Raw genomic sequence first — 12,003 nt, 5'->3', positions numbered from 1 at the left:
ACGGCGCTGGGCGCCGACGTCAACAGGTAGGGAAGGGAATGGTGTTGAGGTGGTGCGTCCTCAAGCTGTCGTGCACAGCGTGGTGTTGCCGAAGCCGCAGGCAGGGCGGGGGTGTCCGTCAACCGCCCGTGCTCTCCCGGACCTTCAGCCGGTACGAGGTGTGCAGCTCCTGCGGCCCGGGCGCCCGCCGGACGTCCACCTCGCCGATGCGCTGCAGCAGTTGCTGCACCGCCAGGCGTGCGATGAGCGGCTTGTCCGGGGCGATCGTGGTCAGTGTCGGGGTGCTGTAGCGGCCGTCCTCGATGTCGTCGAAGCCGACGATCGCCAGGTCCTCGGGAACGCGCAGCCCACGCGAGAGGGCGACACGCAACGCACCGAGGGCCAGCAGGTCGTTGAAGCAGAACACGGCGTCCGGCGGGTCCGTGCGGGAGAGCAGACGCCGCATCGCTTCCGCCCCGTCACTGCGGTGATAGCGCGCGGCAGGAACCATCAGCGTCTCGTCGACCGTCAGGCCCTCCTGCTCCAGTGCGGCCCGGTACCCCTGTGCACGCAGCTCGGCCGTGCCCGTGGGGCTGCCGGGCTGGACGCCGATGGCCGCGATACGGCGGCGCCCCAGCGCGGCGAGGTGCGCGGTGGCGTCACGTGCCGCCGCGACGTTGTCGATGGCCACATGGTCGGCCCCCGACCCGAGGAGCTTCTCGCCCAGCAATACCAGAGGCGGTCCGCCGCCCCTGGTGCGGAGGTCCTCGGCGGTCAGCGCGAGCGGGGACACGATCACACCGTCGAACGCCAAGGCGTGCGCGTGCGCCGAGATCAGCTCGCGTTCGCGGCGGGCATCGCCGTCGGTCTGGTCGATCAGCACCGTGTACCCGGCGCTCTGTGCCTCGGCGACGACCAGCCGGACCAGTTCGGCGAAGTAGGGGACGTCCAGCTCGGGCACCACTAGACCGATGACACGGGAGCGGCCCTGCTTGAGGTGCCGGGCCAGGAGGTTGGGGCGGTACCCGAGGGTGTCGATGGACACCTGGACCCGGGCCCGTGTCTCATCGGCCACCGCCGCGTAACCGTTGACCACGTTCGAGACCGTCCGAACGGAGACGCCGGCGTGCTGGGCGACGTCGCGGAGTGTGGGAGCGGGCACGGAACGACCCTTCGGCGCGGCAGCAGTTCGAAGGGCCAGCCTATCCTCTGCAACGTTGCAGCTGTCTGGGGTTGTTGCGGGATCCGCCGCCTTGTCAGACGACGCTCCGACGATAGATCTGCCGTGACCCGCCTTCCGGCCCGGGCTCAGTCGCCTCGGCCGGAGTGAAGCCCAGCGACTCGTAGAAGACGCGCGCGCCACTGGTGACGGCGCCCGGATGGTCCGCCCCGAAGGTGACCACCTCGATGGAGCCCGGCCCCCGCACAAACCTGCGCGACGCCTCCTCCATCAACGCCCGCCCGACACCTCTGCCACGCCCTGCCTCCGCGACGACCAGCCAATCCACATGAAAAACCGGCGCTTTGGCGTCGAACAGCAACCCACCGAGCACGCCGCCCGCCCCATCGGAAGCGGCGACGAGCGCCGTCGACCGCCGTATGTGCACCTTCACGGCATCATGAAATCCAGGCTCCTCGACCATCGGGCCGAACCAGTGCTCGACTTGGGCGGCCAAGGCGAGGAATCCCGGGAAGTCGTCTTCTTCTGCGAGCCTGATGATCACTTGGGCAGTGTGGCAGGTGGACCCGGGGTTCGGACGAGAGGGCGACGTGACGTGGACGTGTATGAGGCCGTGGACAGTCGTCGGGCCGTGCGGGCGTTCAGTGGTGAGCCGGTGGGCACGGAGGTCCTCGGACGTGTGCTGGCCGCGGCGGCGCGGGCTCCGTCCAGTGGGAATCTTCAGCCGTGGCATGTCTATGTCGTGACCGGTGAACCCTTGGAAGAGCTGAAGAGACGTACGACTGCCAGGGCCTTGGCCGGTGACGCGGGTGACGAGCGGGAGTATCCGATGTACCCGCAGGACCTGGCCTCGCCGTACAGGGACCGCTTCTTCGCCGCGGCCACCCAACGCTACGAAGCACTGGGGATCGAACGCGACGACCCCGAGCGGCCCAAGAAGATCGCCGCGCTGAACTCGGAGGCGTTCGGGGCACCGGTCGTTCTGTTCTGCTATCTGGACCGGGCCATGGGGCCCGGTCAGTGGGCCGACGCCGGGATGTACCTGCAGACGGTCATGCTGCTGCTGAGGGCGGAAGGGCTGCACAGCTGCCCCCAGGTGATGTGGACCATGTTCCGCAAGACCGTCAGCCGCACGGTCGGCGCCGACGACGAGCACGTACTGCTGTGCGGCATCTCGGTGGGGTACGAGAAGGAGGGCGTGCCGAGGCTGCGTACGGACAGGGCGGACTTGGCGGAGACGGTCAGCTTCATCGGGGGGTGACGGGGCGAGGTTCCGGCCGCGTAGGCACGGCCGGAACCCCTGAGTGTCCGCTCAGTTGAAGCGCAGAATGCGCGGCGCGAACGTGGCCTCCGGGCCTCCCGCACGTCCGACCGACCAGACCGTGTCCGTCCCCGGTACGGGAGCGAGCCGTGCCAGGGAGGATTCACCCTCGCCCGCCACGGTCGGTTCGAAGTAGCCCGTGAACGTCTGCCCGTCCCAGGCCATGAAGTCCGGTCCGGGTTCCAGCGGCGGGGAGCTGCCCGGCGGGGCCCACCGCATCGCGTTGGACATGCCGACCCAGCCCAGCTCGCCGGAGTCGGTGGCGGCGAACGAGGTCACCGAGCCGAAGTCGGAGGGCAGGTCCACGTGGCTCCACGCCTGTCCGTCGAAGCGCATCATCAAGGGCGGGATCGGGCGTCCCGGCGGGCCGCCGATGAAGCCGCCCGTGCCGCCGACCCACACCTCGGTGGGTGAGACGGCGAGGATGCTGCCCGCGGCGGCGCGGGGTGTGCCGTCCACGACGGTCTGCTGCCAGGCCGTCCCGTCCCAATGGGAGACCGCCGCACCGTTGTTGGCGCCCGCGGCCCAGACATCGTCGGCGGCCACGATGTGCAGCCCGTACACGGCACCCGCGGGCACGGGTACGTCACGCCAGACCTTGCCGTCCCGGCGGAGCAGGGCCTGTCCGCCGTCGCGTGCACCGATCAGCCAGGTCTCGCCGCCGCCGGTGACGACCCGGTCCAGGCCGACACCCCGCGGGACACGGCTCGGGCTCCACGACTTGCCGTCGTGATGCAGCAGACGACTCGCGCCGGCGGCGTCACGGCCGACGGCCCAGACGTCGTCCGGACCGTTCGCGGCCACGGACAGGAGCTCGCCCTGCCAGCCGATGCCGGACAGCGCGTCGCGCTCCCACGCGGTGCCGTTCCACCGCAGGGCCAGGGGGTACCCGGGTGCTGTGCGGCCGACGGCGTCGGAACCCACGGCCCAGGCTCTGCCGGGGCCGAACGCCACCGCTTCCATCAGCTTGGCCTGGGGCCGCACTTGGGCCGGGACCGGCACATGCACCCAGGACGTGGTGTCCGCGGCGGCCGGCGTCATCACGGCCAGGACCGCAAGGACAGCACTGAGTACCGCTACGAATAATCGGCGCGCCATGGTCAGCCTCCCAGCCGCTCGCTCATCAGATTCGGTTTCGAGCCGTAGATCTCCACGGTTCCGAACGCGAGCAGCGAGGAACCGGCGGTCGTGAGGACGTCGGGCTCGACCTCGATCGCGTTCGTGCGCACCGGGCCGTACGCAAAGGTGGTGCGGTTGCCGTCCATCCGCGCGTACTTGGACTGGAAGGCACGGTCGCTGACCATCGGCACCCACAGCGCGCCGTCGGGCCCGCGTTCCATCCCGTACGCGTACGTCTCGCCCAGCGCCGCGTACGTGGTGCGCCAGGCGCGCCCGTTCCAGGTCATGGCGAACACGCGGGGCTCGCCCTCACGGGCCTGACGGCCGCCGAGCGTGACGCGGCCCGAGCCGTCGAGCATGATCCGGTGCACGTTGCCGTCGGCGGGCATCGGCACCACCACGTCGCGCCAGGCCGTCTTGTCCCAGCGCAGGATCTCGCTGCCTCCGTCGGTGCGGGTGACCGAAGCCCAGGCTTCGTCGGGTCCGCGTGCCTCGATCACGCTGTAGAACAGCACACCGTCGGGGGTGCTCTGCGTGGTCCAGGCGGATCCGTCGTAATGCAGCACCTTGAGGCCGGTGGCATCCTCGCCCACGATCCAGGCGGAGCCGGATGCGGCGGCGAAGTCCTGGTACGTGTGCAGGGTCTGCGGCACCGTAAGGACGCGCCATTCGCCCGCCGACCAGCGCAGGATCTCGCCGGCGTCACCGTGGGTACGGAAGATCCACACCTCGTCGCCGATGAACTGCACCTTGCGCATGAAGCCCGGTTCACCCACGCCCGGGAAGCCCGTGTCGCGGCTCCAGGTCCGGCCGTCCCAGCGGTACAGGAACGGCATCCAGCCGGCGTCGGTCAGTTCGCCGCCGGTCGCCCACGCCTCGTCGGGCCCGCGCGCGGCGACATCGGTGACGCTCGCCGTCCCGGACGTCACCGGTGGCACGGGAAGTTCCTGCCAGCGCGGCGCGGCGGCCGCGGCCTGTGATGCCGCGTCCGCCGCTTGTGATGCCGCGTCCGTCGCGGGTGTTGCCGTGGCGCTCGGTGCCATCAAGGAGACGCATGCGATCACCCAGCAGATGAGTAACGCACGGAGACCTGTCATCTGACCTCCCCCTAACAAGAAGGCCGCTCACCATAGGGGTGGCCCCTTGGCGTGAGTAGACGTCTCGGTGCCAAATCGGTGGGGGCGGAAATGGCGCCTGTGACGCGCGGTTTGTCACGCAGCACACACGCCGCCGCTCACAGACGAGGCGGTCACCGCGCGTGGGGTTGCCAGGACGATCCGTACGAACCGTGGAACACATTGCGTCCCCGGTCCCGACGGCCGGGGTGGCGACGCTCCTCCGCCGGATGGCCGACGGACATCAGCAGCGCGATGGCCAGGTCGTCGCGGTCCTCGACACCGATCGCCTTTTTCACCTCGGCCTCGTCCCAGCCGTTCATCGGCGACGTGGCGAGCCCCAGCTCCGTGGCGGCGAGCATCACGTAACTGGCCGCGATCATCGCGTCCTTGACCGCGTACTCCCGCAGCAGACCCCGCTCTTCGAGGTCGGCCTGGAAGGCGCGCGATGCCGCGGAGAACATGGTGACGAACTCGTCGTTCCACGCCCCGCTGCGCCGGGCCTGCTCATGGACGTCGCTGTGATCCTCGCGCCAGGACAGGGTCTCGGCGACGAAGACCAGCATGGCCGGCGCCTCCTGTGCCTGCGGCTGACCACCGGTGGCCCGGGCCAGAGCCTCGCGGCCCTCGTCACTGGTGACGGCGACGACGGATCGGTCCTGGAGGTTCCAACTGGTGGGCGCCTCGATGGCGAGGGCGAGGAGCGTGTCGAGAGCGCCCGCCGGGAGCGCATCGGGACGGTAGTGGCGGACGGTGCGACGGGTGCGGATGGCTTCGGCAACGGACATCGTGTGAGGAGTCATGGTGTGAGAAGTCGTGGTGTGAGAAGTCATGTCACTCACTATCGGAGAGTGACTCTCCATGAGGAAGAGGGCACTAATTAGTGCGTTACTCTCCCCTCATGGAGACCATCGTGGAGTCCTCGGGTTTGCCGGCCGACGTCTTCTCGGCGAAGTGCCCGACCCGCCAAGTCCTCGATCACATCGCCGGCAAGTGGACGGTCCTCGTCGTGGACGCCCTCCTCGAAGGCACCATGCGCTACACGGACTTGAGCCGACGCATCGAGGGCGTCTCGCAGAAGATGCTCACCCAGACCCTGCGCAGCCTCGAAGGCGACGGGTTCATCACGCGTACCGTCCACCCCACGATCCCGCCCCGCGTCGAGTACGACCTCACCGCGCTCGGCCGCAGCCTCGCCGAGCCCATCACGGCGCTGCGGCGGTGGACGGAGACCCACATCAACGAGATCGAGGAGGCGCGGAACCGGGCGCGCAGCTGACCAATTACCGGAGGCCGGACCCGTACAACCAGCGCCTCGGCTCAAGGGTCAAACACGTCGACCCCGCGTCCCGCCCAGGACCCCGCGTCCGCCGAGCGAATGAGAGCCACCATGTCAGCCTCACTGCCCGCCACCGCGCCACGCAGCCGCCGCCTCCTGGCGCTCGCCATCGCGGCCGCCGCCGCTGCCACCGCCTCGTTCGCGGTCCCGCCCACCGCCGGTGCCGCCGCACCCCGCGCCACCGCGAGCGATTTCAACGGTGACGGGTACGCGGACCTGGCCGTCGGCGTTCCGGACGGAACCGTCGGCGGGCACTCCAAGGCCGGGTACGTGAACATCGTCCGTGGCGGGCCCAAGGGACTGGGCGCCCACGGCAGTTTCCGGATCACCCAGGCCACGGCCGAGGTGCCGGGCACTCCGGAGGCGGGCGACCGCTTCGGCGCGTCCGTGGCGCTGGTGGACCTCAACGGCGACGGGATCGCGGAGCTCCTCGCGGGCGCTCCCGGCGAGGACGTCACCGACCGCGGTGCGGACGCGGGCATGGTCAGCGTCGTCGGCGGTACGACGAGTGGACCCGGCGTCGGGTCGACGGTCCTGACCGGGCCATCGCCGTCGGCCGCGTACGGCAAGTCGGTCGCAGCCGCCGACCTGACCGGAGGCGGGAACAAGACGATCGTGATCGGCGGCACGGACAAGGTCGTCGCGCGGGTCATCGTGGGCGAGGACAGCATGATCACCGCGGTGCTCGCGGCCCCGATGGGCGGCCGTGCCCCGGTCCTCGCCACCGGCGACTTCGACAGCGACGGCATGGCCGACCTGGCCGTGGCGTACTGGACCACGGGCACCAGCACGCAGTCCCACGTACGCCTGTGGAAGTGGGACGCCGAGCGGTCCGAGATGGCCAACTTCTGGAACACGGACAACGCCGGTGTGACGGCCCTGGCCGCCGGTGACTTCGACGGCGACGGCAACACGGACCTCGCGCTCGGCGAGTGCCGTGAGATCGCCGACGAGAACATCGACGACCCGTGCGGCCCCGAGCAGCGCGCCAAGGGCGGCGGCATCCACATCCATTACGGAGGTCCCGCGGGCGGCTGGTTCGGCAGCCGCGCCCAGACGCTGAACCAGGACACAGCGGGCGTCCCGGGCGTGGCCGAGGACGGTGACCGCTTCGGCGCCTCCCTGGCCGTCGCCGATGTGAACCGCGACGGCCGCGACGACCTCGTCGCGGGCGCCCCCGGCGAGGCGATCGGAAGCAAGGACCGCGCAGGCGCCGCCTGGCTGTTGCACGGCGGTGCGCAGGGAGTTGTCGGTGCGGACGGTGCGGCCAGGTCCGTCGCCTGGAACCAGGACACGGCGCGCGTCCCGGGCGTCGCGGAGGCGGGGGACGCCTTCGGTGCGGCGGTCGCCACAGCCGACCACAACGGCGACGGCGTACCCGACGTGACGGTCGGCTCCCCGGGCGAGAACGCTGCCCTGGGCGCCGCGTGGCTGCTGCCCAAGGGTGCGGCCGCCGGTTCGGCAGCCTTCTCGCCCCGCTCGCTCGGACTGCCCTACCCGTCCACGGTCCACCGGTACGGGCAGCCGCTGAACAGCCGGTGACGGCGCCCTAGTTCGAGCGCAGGCCGGTGGCGGTCGTCACCGGCCGGTCGTCACCGTCGAGGTCCGCGTCCGAGGCGCCGGCGGGGGAGGGGAGGAAGACGCCGCGCAGGATCGCCTGCTCGGCGGGGCTCGCCTGGCGGATCCACTCGGGTGCGAGCGCCGCGTACGTGGTGACGTCGTGCCAGTGTCCCTGGGTGTGGAACAGCTCCCGCAGCGTGGCCTCGGAGTGCAGGCCCGCCGCGAGCATGACCTCACGCATCCGGGTGTGATCCGCGCGGTGCCCGGCCCAGACGCGGTGCAGCCCCAAGTGCCCGAATCCGTACGCCATCAGAAGGCGCCCCGCCTCGTGCCCGTGACCGCGCACGGGTGCGCCGGGCAGCAGGACAAGGCTGGTGAGCATGGCGTTGCGTCCGTACTCCTCGAGGAGCAGGCCCATGGTGCCGACCATGACGTCCTCGCCGGGCGGACAGACCGCCAGGGTGTGCTTGCGGCGTGGGTGGGTGTAGGGCTGGGCGAGGTGCTGGGCGAAGGCGTCCTGGGCCTGGCGGGCGTCCATCCGGTCGACGCCGAGGTAGCGGGTGAGGACGCGGTGGGTGTGGATGCGTTCGAAGGGGGCGAGATCGGTGGCCCGCATCTCGCGCAGCCACAGGTGCTCACCGTGGAGTTCGGGCAGATGGTTCACCGGGCAGCTCCCGCGGGGACGAGCTCGGTATCGAGCGTGCCGACGAGTTCTTCGAGGTCGACGTAGTAGCGGCCGGAGGCCACGGGCGCGCCGAGCAGGATGCGGCGCGCGGTGTCGGTGACGAGGGCGCCGCCGAGCATCACGCCGCTGGCCAACTGCGGCCAGCTGGAAAGGCTGTGTCCGATCCTGCCGAGCGCGTCCTTCATCGCCGGGCTGAGCCGGCTCTCGTCGCAGATACGGAGCAGGTACGCGATGGCGTCCGCCGGTGCGAGGCTCCGTACCTCCTCGGCGGTCAGGTCGCCGCCGCGGCCGTGGAACAGCGGCCGGTCCGGTTCGAGGTCGAACCGTTCGACGTCCAGCAGACCGCGGTCGTTGGCGTCCATCAGGACCGGGACGCCGCGGTGGCGCGCGTGCTCGCGGGCGGCGGTCTTCACCCAGGGGGTGTCGCATTCCTCGATGACGAGGTCGAGCGGCTGGTCGGCCGTTCCGAAGAAGGCGTAGAGGGTGTCCTCGGCGAGGCCCTCGTGCCACTGCTCGATGTCGAGGTAGGGGTCGATCTCGTACATCTGCCGCGCGCACAGCACCGTCTTGGGCAGCCCCAGATCGTGCACGCCGGCCCGCAGCCGGTTGAGGTTGCTGAGTCCGAGCGTGTCGAAGTCGGCCAGGCGAAACGATCCTGCCACGCCTTCCATGGCGCAGGTGAGCGCGGCACTGTTGCCCACGGACAGGCCGATGACCCCGATCCGCCGCTCCAGCAGCCGCTGTTGCTCGGCCGCGGTGATCTTGTCGCGGTTGCGGTCGGTCCGCACCCGCCGGAACTCGTCGCGGGGCAGCACATGCACCAGGCGCCCCGACCACGGATACCAGGCCCACGTTCCGTAGCGGCTGAGCTCGGCCCCACCGGTCAACTCCGTGATGGCCTGCTGCAGTTGACGGCCCGCGAGGGCGTCGTGCGGGCGCAGGCAGCGGGCCAGTTCGGAGAGCTGCTCGTCGATACGGTCATGCCGCTCGCGTACGCGGCCGGAGGCGAGCAGGGCGTCGAGTGCGGCCCGGTCGTCCTCCTCGGCGGGGCGCAGAAGGATGGGCAGGACGGAGTGCTCCTGCGCCGACGGCATCGGCATCGTGCCCGGCAGGTCACCTGGACGTTCGCGCAGCGAATTGATCACGAGGCCGGAAGCTACCAGCGCTCGATCTTCGAATCCCGTTGTACGAGGGGGAGCGCGCGGTCGAATTCGTGCGCGGGCCTTCACTACCTCGCGCCAAAGCGCGCTGCAACGCTCCCGAACGCGACTTTGCCCAGGCGGCACAAGGGACTACGTCATCGAGCACCGGCACCGGAGATAGTCACACCGGCACGGCAATCAGGTGACCGCCAGGGAAAGTCATCTCGTACGATCGCGCCGCGCACTCCCTGCGCCTACAGCGGCGGTTCACCCCCGGCCGCCCAGGCCAGCATCTCGCCGGGATCGGCGTGCGCGGCCTCGTTGCGATACGACTCGTACGGGCCGGCACCCACCAGCCGGCGCGCGATGTCCTCGCCGGCCTCGCGCAGCGGCGCGACGTCCGGCGCCCCGCGCTGCGGGTGACCCACCGCGTCCCACAGCCGCTGGCCCGCGCCGGACGCGAGCGCCGCGGAATGGCCGTCACCGTTCGCGGAGAAGGCCGCGGCCAGCATGTCGAGGCCCAGCGCGATACCGAAGGTGTCGCCGATCTGCTGCTTCGCGTGCAGCATCGAACGGGCGTATTCGAGAGCGAGTTCACCGTCCCGCTCGCGCAGCGCGATCACGCACATCTGGTAGTCGGCGTAGGAGCGGATCCAGTGCTCACCCATCGCGACGCACTCTTCGCGCAGCGCCGTGGCCGCCTCCAGGCTCTGCTCAAGGCTGCCGAGCCCCGTGAGGGCGAACAGACGCAGCATCCGGCACATCATCACGGCCTGCGGCGCGGGCTGTTCGGTGCCGGCCGCACCGCGCGCCCTCGCGTTGTCCAGCGCGTGCTCCAGGAGCTCGAGCCCCGGCTGTGGATTGCCCTGCAGCAGATCGCTCATGGCCTGCAGATAGGCCGCCCGCAACAACCCGGTCGCGTCCTCGGCGCTCCGGGCGTTCTCCAGGCACTGGCGGGCCAGATGCGTTCCCGTGGCGTGATTGCCCTGCAGAAGATGGGTCAGACCGAGCGCCCACACGGCCCGCTCGCGCACCGGCCCTTGGCTGTCGCAGGCCTTCAGGGTGCGCGAGAGATAGAGCTGCGCGGTGTGCGCATGGCCGCAGCACGTCCAGTAGAAGCCCGTCAGCGTGGCCAGTTCGAGGGCCGCGTCGACGTCGTGGGCGATGAAATGGTCCAGGGCGGCGCACAGATCAGGGTGCGCCTCCTTGATCGTGCGATACCAGCCGGTCTGCTCCGCACTCGTCCATGTGCTGTCCGCCAGCTGCGCCTGGGTCAGGAAGTACGAGGCGTGCGCATCCGCCATCGAATCCAGCTCACCGAGCTCGTCGAGCCACAGACGCCCGTACTCCCGCACGGTGTCGAGCAGCACGAACCGCCCCCGATGGCGGGTCACCACGGACTTCTCCACCAGCCCGGCCAGCGCGGCACTCACATCGAGCGGAAAGAGCGGGCCGCCCGAACACAGCGCCACCGCCAGCGCCTCGTCGAAATGCCCGTGGACGATCGAGACCCGGGCCCACAGCAGCCGCTCCATGGGCGTGCACAGTTCATGACTCCAGCCCAGCGCGGTACGCAGCACATCGTGACGACGCGGCGCCACCAGCGGCACCTGGTCCTCCTCGCGGCTCAACTCATGCCGCGGACGCTGCAGAAGCTCCTCGATGCTGCTGTGCCGCAGCGCCCCCGCGGCCAGCTCCAACGCCAGCGGAAGCCCGTCGAGGTAGTCGCACAGCTCGGTGACAAGATTCAGTTCCCCGGGCTCCGGCAGATGACCCGCCTCCGTGGCACGCCGCAGAAACAACTCCGCGGCATCCGTGGCACGCGGCAACGGCAGGATCTCGGCCACGAACTCCTCGTCCAACTGCAGCAGTTCGCGGCTCGTCGCCAAGATCCTCAACCGCGGACAACTGTCGAGCAGCACCAGCACCATGCGCCTGCACGCGGCCAGCACATGCTCACAGGAGTCGAGCACCAGCAGCAGCTCACGATCGCCGATCCAGTCGCAGATCACATCCACCGGCATGCGCGGCGTGTGATCGGACAGCCCGCACGCATCGGCCACGAGCGACGCGAGCAACTCCTCATCACGTAACTGCCACAAGTCCGCCCAACAGGCATCCGCAGCATCGGCCACCGGAGCGAGTTTCACCAACTGCCGCGCCAGCCGCGACTTCCCGACCCCACCGGTACCGGTCAGGGTCACCAGCCGGTGCTCCTTCAACGCGTCCTGCAACTCCGCCAGTTCACGCTCGCGCCCAACGAACACTGCTCTTCCTCCCCATGCCTGCGAACGGGCTTCCGGCTCGGCGGAGCGACGTCTTCCCGCGACCGGCGGGCCGCACAACACGATCACGCACCTCGTGCCATACAGCGGGGCGCAGGATTTCGGACCGCGCCGAGAACGAAAGCGTGCAGGCATCCTGGCAGTCCTGGCGTGATCACGGAACGCGAACGGCAAAGCGCGCTCCCCGGTCCCGTAGCACGGCACTTCGACCCAGGGATCTGGCTGACGCGGTTCGCGGCCCGGATGCTTGTGGTGTGCCCACGCTGCGGAGTACGCCC

Annotated in this window: 11 protein-coding genes; 3 read left to right on the top strand and 8 right to left on the bottom strand. The window is 70.3% G+C overall.

The window, feature by feature from the left end; translation table 11 throughout:
• Positions 1 to 118 precede the first annotated feature (118 nt).
• Together ACIBI4_RS05080 and ACIBI4_RS05075 are read right to left on the bottom strand one after the other, a co-directional pair.
• A complete protein-coding gene (locus tag ACIBI4_RS05080; RefSeq protein ID WP_399202208.1) occupies positions 119 to 1,141 on the bottom strand; it encodes a LacI family DNA-binding transcriptional regulator in 1,023 nt (340 codons plus the stop codon).
• 94 nt (positions 1,142 to 1,235) lie between these two features.
• Positions 1,236 to 1,703, bottom strand: a complete 468-nt coding sequence (locus ACIBI4_RS05075; RefSeq protein WP_399202207.1) for a GNAT family N-acetyltransferase — start codon at positions 1,701 to 1,703, stop codon at positions 1,236 to 1,238.
• A 51-nt stretch (positions 1,704 to 1,754) separates the two neighbouring features.
• On the opposite strand from ACIBI4_RS05075, the gene ACIBI4_RS05070 reads away from it, so the two are divergent.
• Complete coding sequence (locus ACIBI4_RS05070; protein ID WP_399202206.1) at positions 1,755 to 2,420, top strand: nitroreductase; 666 nt, start codon at positions 1,755 to 1,757, stop codon at positions 2,418 to 2,420.
• Positions 2,421 to 2,471: 51 nt separating this feature from the next.
• On the opposite strand, the gene ACIBI4_RS05065 is transcribed toward ACIBI4_RS05070, so the two are convergent.
• From ACIBI4_RS05065 to ACIBI4_RS05055, 3 genes are all read right to left on the bottom strand, one after another.
• Complete coding sequence (locus ACIBI4_RS05065; protein WP_399202647.1) at positions 2,472 to 3,521, bottom strand: hypothetical protein; 1,050 nt, start codon at positions 3,519 to 3,521, stop codon at positions 2,472 to 2,474.
• Between the two features lie 59 nt (positions 3,522 to 3,580).
• A complete protein-coding gene (locus tag ACIBI4_RS05060; protein WP_399202205.1) occupies positions 3,581 to 4,537 on the bottom strand; it encodes a hypothetical protein in 957 nt (318 codons plus the stop codon).
• 311 nt (positions 4,538 to 4,848) lie between these two features.
• Entirely contained in the window at positions 4,849 to 5,502 is a 654-nt protein-coding gene (locus ACIBI4_RS05055) for a nitroreductase family protein (protein WP_399202204.1), read from the bottom strand.
• A 113-nt stretch (positions 5,503 to 5,615) separates the two neighbouring features.
• Between ACIBI4_RS05055 and ACIBI4_RS05050 the strand changes: the two genes are divergently transcribed.
• The gene (locus ACIBI4_RS05050) at positions 5,616 to 5,993 is read left to right on the top strand and encodes a winged helix-turn-helix transcriptional regulator (RefSeq protein ID WP_399202203.1); all 378 of its coding nucleotides are present in this window, start codon (positions 5,616 to 5,618) and stop codon (positions 5,991 to 5,993) included.
• Between the two features lie 111 nt (positions 5,994 to 6,104).
• Entirely contained in the window at positions 6,105 to 7,595 is a 1,491-nt protein-coding gene (locus ACIBI4_RS05045) for an FG-GAP-like repeat-containing protein (protein WP_399202202.1), read from the top strand.
• A gap of 7 nt (positions 7,596 to 7,602) precedes the next feature.
• On the opposite strand, the gene ACIBI4_RS05040 is transcribed toward ACIBI4_RS05045, so the two are convergent.
• From ACIBI4_RS05040 to ACIBI4_RS05030, 3 genes are all read right to left on the bottom strand, one after another.
• Positions 7,603 to 8,277 (bottom strand): GNAT family N-acetyltransferase, encoded by a 675-nt coding sequence (locus tag ACIBI4_RS05040; protein ID WP_399202201.1) that lies wholly within the window; start codon positions 8,275 to 8,277, stop codon positions 7,603 to 7,605.
• Complete coding sequence (locus tag ACIBI4_RS05035; RefSeq protein WP_399202200.1) at positions 8,274 to 9,443, bottom strand: ThiF family adenylyltransferase; 1,170 nt, start codon at positions 9,441 to 9,443, stop codon at positions 8,274 to 8,276. Before ACIBI4_RS05035 ends, ACIBI4_RS05040 begins: the two co-directional genes overlap by 4 nt.
• A gap of 251 nt (positions 9,444 to 9,694) precedes the next feature.
• The gene (locus tag ACIBI4_RS05030; RefSeq protein WP_399202199.1) at positions 9,695 to 11,707 is read right to left on the bottom strand and encodes an ATP-binding protein; all 2,013 of its coding nucleotides are present in this window, start codon (positions 11,705 to 11,707) and stop codon (positions 9,695 to 9,697) included.
• Between the last annotated feature and the right edge of the window lie 296 nt (positions 11,708 to 12,003).

Source organism: Streptomyces sp. NPDC050418 (assembly GCF_044458745.1).
Classification (GTDB): Bacteria; Actinomycetota; Actinomycetes; order Streptomycetales; family Streptomycetaceae; genus Streptomyces.
Note: the sequence above shows the minus strand (reverse complement) of the source record. Positions and strands in the feature narration are given on the sequence as shown.